The organism is Negadavirga shengliensis (genome assembly GCF_042652345.1).
GTDB lineage: Bacteria > Bacteroidota > Bacteroidia > Cytophagales > Cyclobacteriaceae > Negadavirga > Negadavirga shengliensis.
This window is the reverse complement of the sequence record NZ_JBHSJJ010000022.1, coordinates 1-14676: the sequence shown is the minus strand read 5'-3', so window position 1 is coordinate 14676 and position 14676 is coordinate 1. Positions and strand designations below refer to the sequence as shown.

The window sequence follows — 14676 nt, the reverse complement described above, 5'->3', positions numbered from 1 at the left end:
TAAAAAGACCGCTTTTTCAGTGGTCTTTTTTTTATGCAACTCGATTTGTTAGAGGCCATTTATTACCTTTACCCAGCCAAAACGTTTACCGTACATGCAAGATGCCATAAAGAAAGTAGTGCTTAACGATATTCACGAATCACTAGGAGCTAAAATGATACCCTTTGCCGGATTCAATATGCCGGTAAGGTATTCGTCCGATATCGGAGAACACAAGACCGTCCGGGAAAATGTGGGGGTATTTGATGTTTCCCACATGGGGGAATTTCTGATCAAAGGCCCAAAAGCCCTGGATTTGATCCAAAAAGTGAGTTCCAATGATGCCAGCAAGCTAAAAAAGGGTCAGGCTCAGTATTCCTGTCTTCCAAACGAAAAAGGCGGTATTGTGGATGATCTGTTGGTTTACAAATTGGATGAAGAATTGTACATGCTGGTTGTCAATGCTTCCAACATCGATAAGGATTGGAGTTGGATAAACCGGCATAACAATATGGGCGCCACAGTGGAAAACATCTCTGACCAAACCTCTCTTTTCGCAGTTCAGGGGCCCAATGCAGCCAAGGCTGTCCAGTCCCTTACCCCTGTTGATCTTGAAGACCTCCCTTTTTATCATTTCAAAAAAGGAGAATTTGCAGGAGTTCGGGATGTCATCATATCCGCTACGGGATACACCGGCGCCGGGGGGTTCGAACTCTATGTCAAAAATGAAGATGCGATCCAGGTCTGGAACGCCATTTTTGAAGCCGGCAAAGACTTAGATATCAAACCTATTGGCCTCGGCGCCAGGGATACGCTGAGACTTGAAATGGGATATTGTCTTTACGGAAATGACATCAATGAGGAAACCTCACCCATAGAGGCGGGCCTGGGATGGATCACTAAATTCACAAAAGACTTCATTAACCACGAATACCTGAAAAAACAAAAGGAAAACGGTGTGGAAAAAAAGCTTATCGGGTTTATCTTGCGGGAAAAAGGAATCCCCAGGGCTCATTACACCATTGTGAACAGCGAAGGGTTACCCATAGGGGATGTCACTTCAGGTACGCTTTCACCGAGTATGGGTATAGGAATTGGTCTGGGCTATGTAAAAACAGAATATGCTCAGCCAGGCACCTCTATCGCCATCTCTGTGAGGAACAAAAACCTGGAAGCGTCAGTTGAAAAATTACCACTTTTGAAAAAATGAGAAAAATAGAGACCTGCCTAAGTCCTGACTTGATCCACCTTCATGATCTTAAAAACAAAATCGTCGTCGTCGTTGATATTTTCAGGGCCAGTTCCACCATGGTTACTGCCCTCGCGAATGGTGTGGAAAGCATAATCCCCATCGAAGACCTTGAAACCTGTAGAAGGCAAAAAAAACGAGACTTTTTGATCGCCGGCGAGCGCAACGGCCAAAAAGCGGAGGGATTTGATCTCGGAAATTCTCCTCTGGCTTATCTGGACGGCCGCCATAAACAAAAAAAAGTCGCTATGACCACTACCAATGGCACCAGAGCCATTGCCTATGCCAAAGATAATGCGGCTGAAGTATTGGTCGGAGCCTTTTTGAACCTGGAAGCAACAGCTGAGTATCTCAAAGCCAAAGAAGCCGATGTGTTGGTACTTTGTGCGGGATGGAAAGGTAAATTCAATTTGGAGGACGCTTTGTATGCAGGTGCCTTGTCCCTTTCCCTGGGATTGTCGCATGACTGTGATGCCACACTGGCCATGGAGGCGCTTTATGAAGGCGCCAAAGATGATCTGGCCAATTTTCTGAAAAAAGCCTCTCATGCCAAAAGGCTTCAAAACTACAATATCGAGGAAGACATTGATTTCTGTCTGAGCTTAAGTCAATTTCAAGTAGTGATCCGCTTGGAAAACGGGGAATTGAAGCCCAAAAAGGTAAAGGTTTTGAACAAGCTTCAAATTAAACCGGGTCAGTAACCCAAATTGTCTTTTTCGTTCAGGTATTTAAGATAATCCCCCTCCGGTATGGGCACGAGATGATCCGTGTATCCCTCATAAAGATATACCCATGACCAATATTCCCTGCCCCCATCAAGGAAAGCTTTGACTTTTTTCCTTGTATACTCCGCCACTCCATCAAGTTTCTCATCGATCCCCTCATACCTGTCCAATGCTTCAAGTAGGTTTTCTTCGTCTTCCAAGGCATAGATTTCCCCTCTTACGACTTCTTCCTCATGAGCAGAGCGCACGGCAGCGGGATAAGGGCCCAGATCGTATAGCAAGCCGCAAAAATACCCCTCTCCCAAAAGGCTGGAACTATTCCTTAGACGTTCCCACATGGGATGCCCAAAACCGCTTCTAAGCGTGCCATATACGAAAAGTGTGGCCTCGCCAGCCATAACATTTTGGATTTATTTCCGGTGACGTTTGATCAACACATCCATGACCTCGTCCAATTCATACCCTTTCGCTTCCAACAGTACCAAATAATGGAACAACAAGTCGGCCGCCTCCCCCAAAAACAGCGCTTTGTTGTTATCCTTCGCCTCAATAACAATTTCTACCGCCTCTTCACCCACTTTCTGGGCCACTTTATTGATACCGGCTGCAAAAAGAGACGCCGTGTAGGATTGGTCAGACGGATTGCTTTTCCTGTTTTTGATCACTTCTCTCAGATGATCTATAAAATGGGTTTTGCTCCGGTTTTCATCCCCAAAACAAGTATCATCCCCCTTGTGGCATACCGGCCCATGTGTCTTTGCCTGGATAAGCAAAGTGTCCTGGTCACAATCCACCTCAATGTTTTTTATTTCCAAAAAATTACCGGAAGTCTCTCCTTTGGTCCATAGCCGCTGCTTGGTCCGGCTGAAAAAAGTAACCTTGCCCGTTTCGACCGATTTTTCCAATGCTTCTTCATTCATGTATCCCAACATCAATACCTTTCCGGTGTTGACATCCTGAATAACGACAGGCACCAGCCCGTTTACCTTTTCAAAATCTATATTTAACTTGTCCATAACCGCACTGTGTCGTCACAGCTTTTGTTTACAATCTTTTATCCTTCACTAGATCCTGACGCTCACGCCTTCATGCTGCAGGTAGCTTTTGAGATCAGGAATAGGTATTTCCTTGAAGTGGAATATACTGGCAGCTAATGCCGCATCAGCGCTTCCTACTGTAAAAACATCCTTAAAATGCTGCATGTTTCCCGCACCGCCGGATGCAATCACCGGGATGGTAAGCATACGGGAGATTTCGGCGGTTATTTCATGAGCAAATCCGGATTTGGTGCCATCATGGTCCATAGAGGTTAACAATATCTCTCCAGCCCCTCTGTCGCACACTTCTTTCGCCCACTCCTGAGTCTTCAGCAGGGTGGGTTCCCTTCCCCCGTGGGTATGCACAAAATCAATCCCATCCAGGTTTTTGGTATCGATGGCCACCACAATACACTGGCTGCCAAATTCCCTGGCCATGTCGTTGACGGCCTTGGGGTTTTTTACTGCTGCGGAATTGATACTGATCTTGTCCGCTCCGGCATTCAACAAGGCTTTGACATCCTCCACGGTGGAGATGCCGCCCCCTACTGTAAATGGGATATTGATAGCTTTGGCCACTTTGGTCACCAATTCCACCAGGGTCTTTCGTTTCTCCACGGTGGCCGTGATGTCCAGAAACACCAACTCATCGGCTCCCTCATCAGCATATATTTTGGCCAGTTCCACCGGGTCACCGGCATCACGCAGCTGTACAAAGTTAACTCCCTTGACAGTTCTGCCGTCTTTGATATCCAAACAAGGTATAATCCTTTTTGTAAGCATAATCTATTGCGTAAATTCAGCCAACTGGTCCAAACTGATCCTGCCCTCATAAAATGCTTTTCCCACGATGGCTCCATACACCCCGATTTCCCTAAGGGATTCCAGGTCCTGTACATCTGACACACCCCCGCTTGCAATCAGCTTAACCCCCTCTATTTCCGATAAAATTTCTTTATACAAATCCAATGAAGGGCCCTGCAGCAGGCCATCCTTTGCCACGTCCGTACAGATCACATACCGGATCCCTCTTTGCACATAATCCTTTATGAAGTCGAGTACATCGGCTGAAGTAGTTTCCTGCCAGCCTGAAATGGCGATTTTCCTGTCCTTGGCATCCGCGCCCAATATAAGTTTATCCCCGCCAAACTTCTCCAACCAGTAGGTAAACAATTCAGGATTTTTGACGGCAATACTCCCGCCGGTCACCTGATGGGCTCCTAAGCTAAAAGCCAACGCAATATCTTCATCCGATTGGACCCCACCACCAAAATCCACCTGCAATGACGTTTGTTGGCAGATATTGGCCAACACCGCTTTGTTAATGATCCTTTTCTCCCGGGCTCCGTCCAGATCCACCAAATGCAGTCTTTTGATGCCCGCGTCCTCAAACTCCCTGGCTACCTCTACCGGGTCACTGGCATATTCTTTTTTCTGGCTGTAATCGCCTTGGGTAAGGCGGACGCATTTGCCGCCAATAATATCTATAGCCGGAATGATTTCCATTATAATTTCAGGAAGTTGGTTAAAATTTTTTCTCCACTGACACTGCTTTTCTCCGGATGCGCCTGCATCGCATAGTAGTTGTCCCTATGGAGCAATGCACTGAAATCCGTGATGTAATGGGACGTAGCGATGGTGTAAGCTGAATGGATTTCCGCAAAAAAGCTATGGACATAATAAACATAAGCATTATCGTCCAAACCATCTAATAAGGGCGATTTCAGGTTCTCCAGGTTATTCCATCCAATATGGGGAACCTTGTCCTCTGGGGGGAATTTTTTGACTTTTACCGGAAATATGCCCAAACAATCCGTATCATACTCCTCCGAATGTTCACAAAGTAACTGAAGCCCCAGACAGATTCCGAAAAAGGGTTGTTCCAATTCTTTGATCAATTCGTCGAGTTTTCTTTCTTTCAGGTATTTCATGGCCGTGCTGGCTTCGCCCTGTCCCGGAAATATCACCTTGTCCGCCTTTTTGATCGCTTCCCAATTGTCTGTCAGCGAAGCATTGGCGCCAAGTCTTTCTAAGGCATACAGGACCGATTGTACATTACCGGCATTGTATTTAATTACTGCTACATCCATCATATGGGGCACCTGCCCGTTTGATCGTTTTATTCAAGGCCGCTAATTTAAGGCTTTTAACGGTAGGCCCGAACATTTAAAAATAAATTTTGCAGCTTTGTGGGGCAGAATGGAAAATATGCTAAAAATATAAAATATCTGTATGTTCTTCTCACACGATCAAGATACTTCATCTGTGGTCAATATCCCGATTTCCTTCATAGGTACGTACATATGAAGTCCGCATTGATCATTTCCCGCATAGCGCACCCTATCAGCCTGATCACCGGATATCTTGTATTTTATACCTTTTCTATCCACGAGGTAAATACAGCCTGGTGGACCCTGACAGGCCTGGTTGGAATAGGAATTTTCCCACTGGCGATGTGGAACTATTTTCTTACCAAAAAAGGCATCTACACCAACTTTGATGTCTCAGTAAAACAAGACCGCCGTTCCATGTATGGGTTTATATTTTTGCTGGCTTTGATGGTGATGACTTTCTTGTTAATGACCGGACAACCCGCTGATATGCTTATCGGCTGCCTTATGCTCAAACAGCTGGTTTTACTTTCTTTCCTGCTAAATTTTCGGATCAAGACTTCTCTGCACACTTCAATGGTTTTGTTTACCGGCTTTGCTTTATTGCCTTTACATCTTCCCTTATCCCTTATACTTTTTAGTTTTACCCCCTTTGTTGCTTGGTCCAGATGGCGACTGGGCAGGCATAACCCGGGTGAATTGGCCGCCGGAGCGGCCATAGGAATAATTACAGGTCTTCAACTGCTTTATTATACGGGTTATTGGAAAACGTAAGACAACAGCAGATAACAAGCCGCTATTCTTTGCTATAAGCCTCAAACTTTCCCTGAATACCTGCATCTTTGTGGTCGCCCTGATGGACCAATACACGATAACGCAGCTTCACCGACTCACCCTTTTGCAGTACCGTTCCCTTTTCGTCATCCTCCGGCCAGTACATCGGTGTGGGCGAGATAAAACCATAATCACGCGTAAACCAGGGGGAAGGATACCACGCGTTGGACGGATGCTGCATAATGGCAAGTCCTTCCATTCCGCCACCTCTTTTGCCATAAAAATCCATCCAGGGAGAGGATTTCCCAAATGTTTCCTTTTCGCCGATATCTCCTTCCATGTTGATCATTATTCCTCCGGCAGTCACCGCCAGGTCCGGGTCCATCCTGGCACTGAAAAGCGAATGGTTTGTTTTTCTGATGGTCACATCTTCCAGCATTTCCATCTCCACGTCAAAATCAATCTGGTATATTCCAGGCTCAGCTGCGGAGATAATGATTTTGCGGATATCTTTGATGGGAGCAGTGGCATTTGGACGGGTCCAGATACATTCGTTGTGGATGACGACCTTATCTTCCCCCAGGTTTTCGATGTCTGCCCTTAGAGACACAATCTGTCCCCGGTCCAGGCCTTCCTGCCAGTAATTGCCGCCGTTTACCATATCGCAGCCAAAAAACAACGAGCTGTGATGAGGATAGGTGCCGTTTCGCATGCTGGTGACCGATGCGCCCGAAGGGCCATTGACCGGATAGAAATAGGGGTATTTTTCATTGGATGCAAAATGATAACTGGTAAAAAACTTCCCGTCGATGGTAATGTCTATTTTCGAACCTATTTTTTCTGCCCTTATTTTTTGGGCAAAAAGCTGGGGTGAAACAAAAAATACTGACGCAAAAAAAGCCCAAAAGGCCAATGTTTTTGTTTTCATGTTTACTGGGTTTATCTTATCGGCCTAAAATTATAAATTATAGCCAGAGTAAAAAAGAAAAAAGGTATCCACCATTTCGTGTTTCAGAGGGAGTTCGGGATTTTCTTTACAATGAATCTCATCAATCCCGGCTGTATGATAAATAACCCAACTGAATCTGAAAAACAACACCAAAAGAAACAAAACCCGGAAAACCGGATTTTGTTTCCTCCAAAATTCATTGCCGATCAGTTCTCAACTTCAAAAGAGACTTTTGCATTTACACCATATGATACGATTTTGTTGTTTTCCACATTTGCATTGAAATGTTTGACATAAATTGACCTGATGTTTTTTACGGATTTGGAAGCCTCATGTAGTGCATTTTGCACCGCATCATCAAAACTTTTGTCGGATCCTGCGATTACTTCAATTACTTTTACGATAGCCATTTGGGTTAAAATTTTAAGGTTAAACATGAATTGATATGCTTTGCCCAGAAGTTTCGGACAAAGAAGGTTGGTGCAAAAAAAGCGGCTCAATAACCATTCCATATAGGCTGATCACACCATGTTTATTTATACGACCTGGCTTTTCGGTTCATGAATCATGAACATACCCCAATCAGCCTTATCCCCCTGGCCCAGGAAGTAATGGCCTTATTCGAATGTCTCGATCGCGAGACGGTAAAACACCCATTAGCTCAAAAATTTATCTCTGAATCTTTAACTATAAAAAAGCCCTATTCTTAACGTGCAAAGGGGAATAGGGCTTCAAAGGCAAAATAGGATGACAATTATTTATCCTTGAATTTTCCGTTTTGCATCACCAGTGCACTTTCGATATTGGCCAGGATAGCAGCATACGCCTCCCCGTTTCCGTCTTCATCATTTGGCCCCACTTCAATCAGGCCATCACCGTTTCCATCGGAAACCAAAGATGGGTCAACCCCCTCCAATAGCTTATCCATATAGAGCGTCAATAGAAAATCCTGCGCCCCGGCAACTTCAATTCCTTGATTGAATTTCACTTCTACATTCTCTTCGATATCCAGGTACATCACCGCCGGAACATCGAACCAAAGAGCCTTGACAATAACAGACTTCCCTAGCATTTCATCATCTTCATCCACATCGACAGCTTTTACGAGGTCAAAGTTTAATTTGCCATACACTCCGTTAAAAGCCATTGCGCTTCCAATGAGCACATCGTGGATTTGGCCGTCTTTCACTAAGGTAATTACCTGGGGAGCACCACTCCGAATATGCACGATAGTCGGCTTATTGCTGTCGTTACTGGTCGCTCTTAAATTTAGCTTCACATCATCAAGAGATAATCTCAAGTCGGTAATGGTCAAATTATTGTAAACCAAACTTGCTGTTCTTGCCCCTGGCTCAGTGCTGCTCGATACAGTGGCAGTTAAGGTAACTTCACTTTCCTGTGTGTTTGGCACTTCCTCATTTTGGGTACATGAGGCCATGATCACGGCTGCGGAAAATGTGTACAAAAGATTTTTAAAAATGCCTGTTTTTTTCATAACGCGAATTTTTTAAATTGGCTATAATTTTTTTTTGTATGCAACCCTTGGCAAATAATATACCACATTTATTGAATGGGCTTAATTTTATAATGTGACTGACTATTCTTTTCCCCAATATATATTTTCAAACTTCCCCTCGCTTATTTCCACACGTACATTGTTTTCATTATCCAGCGCCGTAAAATGAAACTCGCCCGATATTTTTTTACTGACATGGTCGATGGACGTAATGGTAAGGCTGACATCACCGGTATGATTAGAACTGGCTCTAAAATCATGTTCGTCACTATTCGCGGAGGGCCGTTGCTCCACCCCTCCCATCACGCCTTTGTGTGCACCGTCATTTTCATCCAGCTCCCAGTTGTCAAATGTATCCCCCTCCTGCAAATCCGCCAGATTATCTCCCCCTAACCTGAAGCCTACAGCGAGTGCCGCCCCATCATCCAACAACTCCCCCCCAAATACCGTCAGGAGAAAATAGGTTTCTTCGTCAACCAATTCCGTTCTCACAAAGTCCACCGCAAAAAGACCTTCCCCATTCACAGCCTCAAAAGGTCTCCCATCAACAAGGCAGGTTACTTTCACTTGCTCACTTTCCTCATTTGTAAAATCCGTAAAAGGAAGGCAACCCGCCAGGCTAAACGATACAAACAGCAGCAAAAAAAATGCACTCTTTTGGTGATAGTTCATAATAATTTATTTTAATAATTGAATAAATTGTTGTTTGTTTCTCCAAAATGTGAACAATATCCGCATGAATCCATACAAAATGATGACTTGTATCCTACGATATCCTCAACGGAATCAAGAATTGTACTTGGTACAAGACAACCCGACGGCTTTTAGGTCAGATTCCGTGCCATTTTCGTTTTAGCAACATGAGGTCAACGCTAACTGTCGGAGATTTTAAACAGTAGTAAAATTATTTTACCGGGGGATGGAGATCCCAGGACCATAGGGGCAAGTTCTACAGGATTTTTGCGGGAGACCAAGCAAACCCCTGACAAAATCCCAACCGGGATTGAAAATCATATGCCGTAACATCAGTCGCATTCAGGCTACCAGGACCGGATGGCTACTGCGAAATAAAAAGGATGATTACCATGCACAGGCATATACAGGCTCACCAAGAGCCTTTCGTTTTTCCCGGAAATTCTATGTCGCTTCCCTAAACCTAAAAAATACGCCGCTCAATGAAGTAAAGACGGTGATTACAAAAAACAACAAGCTGAAGGCCACGGCGGCATTTTTATCGATGCCCACATAATCATGTGCCAAAACAAATACCAACTCCCTGGCCCCCACCCCTCCGATGGTCAGCGGAAGGACCGCCACCGTACTGGAGACCAAAAACACAAAAAGATAAGCCGTCACCTGATCCGAAATGCCCAAGGCCATAAGAATAAAATAGGTACTGAAAAGCTGTAACACCTGGTTTAAAAAAGAGTAACCCGTGGTCGGAATGATGGAATCCATAAAATTTTTAAAAAAAAGCAGCATCACGACATAAAGGCCCGGTGGTACGGCCAACAGGCCCATAAGCCCTATCCATGATATATCTATGGGTAGAGGCCAGTCCACTTTTAAAAAAAGCATGATGCCAAACATCAAAAAAATCAGTACCGCCAATCCATTGCCCCGGTCCAACAGCACCGCGTTGATCAACTGTTTCACCGGAGCCTTGTGGGTCTTATTAAGCAGATAAACCTTGTACCCGTCCCCACCAATGCCGCCGGGCAAAAACAGGTTATAAAACATGCCTATGGCATACAGCTTCAGGTTCTTTCTCTCAGGCAGGTCCAGACCGATGTCCCGAAAATAGATATTGAGCCGGAAGGCAGAAAACACCTTGGATATCACAAAGAAAAACAGGGCCAGGGCCAGCCAGCCTTTATGCGAATACTTGATCACCTCCCAGGTGGCCTGGGTGTCAATTTTATTGAAAACAAGATATAACGCTGCCCCTGTAAGCAGGATTTTAAGTATCAGCTTGAGGAGTTTCTTATTCACTCTTAAAAGTCTCTTTTACCGAATAGGTCTTTTTGTCCTGCGACTCAAAGTAAGTTCTGACAATGATTTCCGCTACGATTCCTGTTGTAATCAGCTGTATTCCACCGAGAAGAGAAATGAATCCGACCATAAGCATAGGCCTTCCCCATATGTCCTCGCCCATGATTTTAAGTACTAACATGTATATGCTAATCAGCACTCCTGTAAAAATAGCCAGCAAACCAAGGGTTCCGAAAATGTGAATGGGGCGCTGAAAATATTTCTGGAAGAAGAGCATCAGTATCAGGTCTGCCATCACCTTGAACGTCCTGCTTAATCCATATTTGGAAGTGCCGTGGATGCGTGGATGATGTTTTACATCCACTTCCGTCATGGTGGCTCCCTCTTGTTTTACCAGCACCGGAATGAAGCGGTGAAGTTCTCCATAAAGCCCCATGTTCTGGGCGATATGTGCCTTGTAGACCCTCAAGCTGCATCCGTAATCTGACAGATATACCCGGGTACTGTGGCGGATAACCCAATTAGCTATCTTACTGGGAAGCTTGCGCAGTACAAAGCCGTCCTTCCGATTGGTCCTTCTCCCAGCCACCACATCCCAATTTTCTGTTTTGGCTTTTTCCAACATCATAGGTATATCTGTGGGATCATTCTGCAAATCCCCATCCATGGTGGCTATGTATTGCCCTTTTGCATTGTCTATTCCCGCGGAAAGCGCCGTGGTCTGGCCGTAATTTTTGTTAAAAACCAACAAGGTGGTCCTGTGATTGGCATGCTGCTTGACTTTGGCCACTGTCTGGTCCGTTGAGCCATCATCCACCAGGATCAACTCATAATCCAAATGGTGCAAAGCACTATATATAGCCTCCAAAAGGGGACAAATGTTTTCTTCTTCATTGAAAACCGTGACGACAACTGACAGTTCAGGTGTGGGCATAAAATATAAATTTAGGCGAAAATAAGGTTTTTTGTAAGGAGCAGCAACTTGAACGGCGAAAGAATGGAAATTCCGGTCCCAGGAACCTTTATACATTCTCTGGAAAAAACACCTGTCCACCGGTACTCTTCTCCAAAAACCTTTGATAAGGAAACCATAATTTCCTATCTTCACTGTTCCTAACCGGCATTGCCGCATGTCAATGAGTACCTAATCCAGCTGTTCAACCTCTAACCTTTAAACCCAATGAATTTTAATTCGAGAAGAGATGCCATCAAAACCATTGCCCTGGGCAGTGGTATCGTTTTGTTGACCCCTACCCAACTTGTTTCCTGTTCCGGTGCAAAAAAGGAAGAACAGGTGGAAGAACGGACGGAAGAAAAGAAAAAAGATAAAATCGGCGTTGCCTTGATAGGACTGGGATATTACAGCACGGACTTATTGGCCCCTGCTTTGCAACAGACTGAACATTGTTATCTGGCAGGGATTGTGACCGGCACTCCTTCCAAGGCAGAAGAGTGGAAAAAGAAGTACAATATCCCCGATAAGAACGTCTACAACTATGACAATTTTGACAGCATTGCCGACAATCCCGATATCGATGTAGTGTATGTGGTACTTCCTCCTTCTATGCACGAAGAATACACCGTTAGGGGTGCCAATGCGGGCAAACATGTTTGGTGTGAGAAACCCATGGCTGTTACTTCAAAGGAATGCCAGAACATGATTGACGCCTGCAAGAAAAACAACGTCCAGCTTACTATAGGTTACAGATTGCAACATGAGCCCAATACCCGGGAGTACCGGCAAATCATCAAGGAAAATAAATTGGGAAAAGTAGAAAGCGTGGAATGTGCAGCAGGGTACAGGGAAAACCGAACCGACCACTGGAAACAAAAAAAAGAAATGGGCGGCGGCGTCATTTATGATATGGGGGTCTACTCCATCCAAGGTGCAAGGCTCGGCAGCAATATGGAACCTACGGCTGTCCTCAAAGCCACAGCCGTCTCCACGCGGCCTGAAATTTATAAGGACGGCCTGGCAGATGTAGTAGAAGCTACCTTGGAATTTCCGGGCGGCGTGACCGCTGATATCAAAACCAGCTTTGCCGAAAATATCAATTTCCTTACGGTGGCATGTGAGCAAGGGAACTTGGAAATGGCCCCTTTTTCCGCTTATGCAGGGGTGAAAGGCAAAAGCCCGCTGGGTGAAATCAACCACTCCTATGAGGTGCCTTGGCAACAGGCCAATCAAATGGACAACGATGCCCGGGCCATAATAGAAAACAAATCCCCGTTAGTTCCGGGCGAGGAAGGCCTCAGGGATATCCGTATTGTGGAAGCCATTTTGGAATGTGCGGAAACAGGAAAAAAAGTAGAGATTTAAGGGCTCGGGGACGGAACTCCTGACACCGGGGATTACCGCGGGTTTTTGACAAGGTTTTCGGTAAGTCGCCGGATGTTTGGGAACATATTCATTCCAAAGCCTCCTTCGTGCCAATTGATGTAATCGGGAGACCCAATTATTTACCAATAAAACGGACCTGGGGGAGCCATATTACGGCCCACTCTCCTTGCTTTTCGGTTTGCTGAAGGAGTTGCCGCCATTGCTTCTTTCACCTTCTTAATACGTCCCCCAATCCATTTCTTCCAGTTTCTTGTAATCCTCAAAAATCTGTATCCTAAATACCCTGACCGGACTTCCCCTGTAATAGGCGGTCAGGGTTTCATCATGGATCTTTTTTCCAAAAGCCTCCCCTACTAGTGGAATATCCTCCTCCCCCCACTTGACAAAGATTCCGGCATACCCTTTATACTCAAACTGCTCCAATCCAGGCCATAAATCAAACTGGTTTTTCCTTCTACCCAGGTTTGGATTGTAGGTTTGGGGATGTCCTTCCATATAAAAAGCCAGTTCCGAAGAGATATGATAGGTGTCACTGAATACAAAATGATCCTCCACCTTCAGCGAATCAAGCAAAAAATCTATTCTATTGCCCAGCTCCCTATATCCGGCAAGCCTTGCCAGGGGATCCTTATCCGGGCGCAGCAATTTTTTAAAGCCGATGGCATCCAAGGGAGCGGGCTTCATGATCAACACCAAAAGCACCGCCGAAATAGCTGTTGCCCAGTGGGCATATCTTTTCCAGGAAGGTTTTCCCCTGAATGCCTGCACCAAGACAATGGGAAGCGTGGCGTAGACGAAAGCCGGCCAGTTGACTTCTACCCTTTTAAAAAGGGATATGCCCAAAAACATTATCCAGACAGATACCACAGGAAGCAAAACAAAAAGCGTTCGCCGTCCTTTATACTTCAGCATTCTTCTAAAAGAAAGGATCAGTAAGGGAATAAACCATACAGATATCACTGCCAATTGCCCTCCAACGTATTCCCCTACGTATTTCCAAGCCCGGCTCCACTCCCATCCGCTGTTGTTTCCACTCACTCCTCCCAGCGTCCCCACATGCCGGAAAGTGACAAAATCATTCTGGAAATTCCAAACCAAAACAGGAACAAAGGAGAGGGCGGCAATCCATCCATAAACATAAAAACCTTTTTTTAATAAAGTTTTCGGTTCCATAAGCAACAGATAGAGAAATATCAAAGGAATTATCAGCAGCATCACGTTCTTTGACAAAATGCCCAAACCTGTGGCAACACCAGCGGCAATCCACCACCCCATACGGTCTTCGTTAATGGCTCTCCAGACAAAATACATGGCCAATACCCAAAAAAACACCAATGATGAGTCAGTGGTATGAAACAAAGAGGCCAAATGAAAGAAAGGCATCACCAAAAGCATCACCGCAGCCAAAAGTGCGGCAGCTGGCTTTTTGTACATATAAAGGGACAGTTCAAAAACCATCCAAGCAGTCAAGGAAGTGAACAGCACCGCATTGACCCTCACTCCCAACTCAGTATTACCGAGTAAAAAGGTGCTGGCACGGTTATACAATGCGATCATCAGGGGTTTGGAATAGTAGTTCCAGTCCAGGTGTCTCGACCAAAGCCAATATTGGGTTTCCTCTGAAAACAAGCTGAGCGGGGTGAGTGCCGTAAAGAGCAGCTTTAAAAAAGCCACCAAAATCAAAATGAGAGCCAGGTATATCCTGTATTTCCTGTTCATGTTATCTTTCATGTGTCCGATGTTGAGTTGCAAAAATGTTCAAAAAATCCTAAATAATTAACAGGATAACAGGGAATCCGTTGCATTTTAAAATCCCTGCTGGATATTCTTTAGCAACAGCTTCTAAGGAAAAAGGCTGCCTTTTACAAGGCAGCCTCCTCGACTTTGGCTATTTACTAGACATAAAATAAAAAGAGGCTGCAATTTGGAATTGTGGTCTTTTTTATTGATTTTTATATCTAGTTATATGACTAGATATGGGATATCCGACTAAAATCCAGCTC

At 44.9% G+C, this 14676-nt stretch carries 16 protein-coding genes; 4 read left to right on the top strand and 12 right to left on the bottom strand.

The window, feature by feature from the left end:
- Window positions 1–94: 94 nt before the first annotated feature.
- Together gcvT and ACFPFU_RS23815 are read left to right on the top strand one after the other, a co-directional pair.
- Window positions 95–1189: a glycine cleavage system aminomethyltransferase GcvT gene (gcvT, locus tag ACFPFU_RS23820; RefSeq protein ID WP_377068912.1), complete on the top strand. Its 1095-nt coding sequence runs from the start codon at window positions 95–97 to the stop codon at window positions 1187–1189.
- Entirely contained in the window at window positions 1186–1929 is a 744-nt protein-coding gene (locus ACFPFU_RS23815) for a 2-phosphosulfolactate phosphatase (RefSeq protein ID WP_377068910.1), read from the top strand. Before gcvT ends, ACFPFU_RS23815 begins: the two co-directional genes overlap by 4 nt.
- Here ACFPFU_RS23815 and ACFPFU_RS23810 read toward each other — a convergent pair.
- Genes ACFPFU_RS23810 through hisH form a run of 5 tightly spaced genes read right to left on the bottom strand, consistent with a single transcriptional unit; the run spans window position 1923 to window position 5080 of the window.
- On the bottom strand, window positions 1923–2351 hold the full coding sequence (locus ACFPFU_RS23810; protein WP_377068908.1) for a gamma-glutamylcyclotransferase family protein: 429 nt from the start codon (window positions 2349–2351) through the stop codon (window positions 1923–1925). The two genes, ACFPFU_RS23815 and ACFPFU_RS23810, sit on opposite strands and share 7 nt — an antisense overlap.
- Before the next feature lie 12 nt (window positions 2352–2363).
- A complete protein-coding gene (gene hisIE, locus ACFPFU_RS23805) occupies window positions 2364–2969 on the bottom strand; it encodes a bifunctional phosphoribosyl-AMP cyclohydrolase/phosphoribosyl-ATP diphosphatase HisIE (protein WP_377068906.1) in 606 nt (201 codons plus the stop codon).
- A 48-nt stretch (window positions 2970–3017) separates the two neighbouring features.
- Window positions 3018–3773, bottom strand: coding sequence for an imidazole glycerol phosphate synthase subunit HisF (hisF, locus tag ACFPFU_RS23800; RefSeq protein ID WP_377068904.1), 756 nt, complete (start codon window positions 3771–3773; stop codon window positions 3018–3020).
- Between the two features lie 3 nt (window positions 3774–3776).
- The gene (gene hisA / locus ACFPFU_RS23795; RefSeq protein WP_377068902.1) at window positions 3777–4496 is read right to left on the bottom strand and encodes a 1-(5-phosphoribosyl)-5-[(5-phosphoribosylamino)methylideneamino]imidazole-4-carboxamide isomerase; all 720 of its coding nucleotides are present in this window, start codon (window positions 4494–4496) and stop codon (window positions 3777–3779) included.
- The gene (gene hisH, locus ACFPFU_RS23790) at window positions 4496–5080 is read right to left on the bottom strand and encodes an imidazole glycerol phosphate synthase subunit HisH (RefSeq protein WP_377069020.1); all 585 of its coding nucleotides are present in this window, start codon (window positions 5078–5080) and stop codon (window positions 4496–4498) included. Before hisH ends, hisA begins: the two co-directional genes overlap by 1 nt.
- Window positions 5081–5293: 213 nt before the next feature.
- Here hisH and ACFPFU_RS23785 point away from each other — a divergent pair, with 213 nt between their 5' ends.
- A complete protein-coding gene (locus ACFPFU_RS23785) occupies window positions 5294–5875 on the top strand; it encodes a hypothetical protein (protein WP_377068900.1) in 582 nt (193 codons plus the stop codon).
- A 22-nt stretch (window positions 5876–5897) separates the two neighbouring features.
- On the opposite strand, the gene ACFPFU_RS23780 is transcribed toward ACFPFU_RS23785, so the two are convergent.
- From ACFPFU_RS23780 to ACFPFU_RS23755, 6 genes are all read right to left on the bottom strand, one after another.
- Complete coding sequence (locus ACFPFU_RS23780) at window positions 5898–6803, bottom strand: DUF6807 domain-containing protein (protein WP_377068898.1); 906 nt, start codon at window positions 6801–6803, stop codon at window positions 5898–5900.
- Window positions 6804–7030: 227 nt separating this feature from the next.
- Complete coding sequence (locus tag ACFPFU_RS23775) at window positions 7031–7234, bottom strand: dodecin family protein (RefSeq protein WP_377068896.1); 204 nt, start codon at window positions 7232–7234, stop codon at window positions 7031–7033.
- Between the two features lie 344 nt (window positions 7235–7578).
- Window positions 7579–8319: a hypothetical protein gene (locus ACFPFU_RS23770; protein WP_377068894.1), complete on the bottom strand. Its 741-nt coding sequence runs from the start codon at window positions 8317–8319 to the stop codon at window positions 7579–7581.
- Between the two features lie 102 nt (window positions 8320–8421).
- Window positions 8422–9012, bottom strand: a complete 591-nt coding sequence (locus ACFPFU_RS23765) for a DUF6252 domain-containing protein (protein WP_377068892.1) — start codon at window positions 9010–9012, stop codon at window positions 8422–8424.
- Window positions 9013–9477: 465 nt separating this feature from the next.
- A complete protein-coding gene (locus ACFPFU_RS23760; RefSeq protein WP_377068890.1) occupies window positions 9478–10332 on the bottom strand; it encodes a lysylphosphatidylglycerol synthase transmembrane domain-containing protein in 855 nt (284 codons plus the stop codon).
- A complete protein-coding gene (locus ACFPFU_RS23755; RefSeq protein ID WP_377068888.1) occupies window positions 10325–11266 on the bottom strand; it encodes a glycosyltransferase family 2 protein in 942 nt (313 codons plus the stop codon). The genes ACFPFU_RS23760 and ACFPFU_RS23755 overlap by 8 nt, the downstream gene beginning before the upstream one ends.
- A gap of 246 nt (window positions 11267–11512) precedes the next feature.
- Here ACFPFU_RS23755 and ACFPFU_RS23750 point away from each other — a divergent pair, with 246 nt between their 5' ends.
- On the top strand, window positions 11513–12652 hold the full coding sequence (locus ACFPFU_RS23750) for a Gfo/Idh/MocA family protein (protein WP_377068886.1): 1140 nt from the start codon (window positions 11513–11515) through the stop codon (window positions 12650–12652).
- Window positions 12653–12889: 237 nt separating this feature from the next.
- Here the strand turns inward: ACFPFU_RS23750 and ACFPFU_RS23745 are convergent, their stop codons facing one another.
- A complete protein-coding gene (locus tag ACFPFU_RS23745) occupies window positions 12890–14404 on the bottom strand; it encodes an ArnT family glycosyltransferase (RefSeq protein ID WP_377068884.1) in 1515 nt (504 codons plus the stop codon).
- Window positions 14405–14676: the final 272 nt, after the last annotated feature.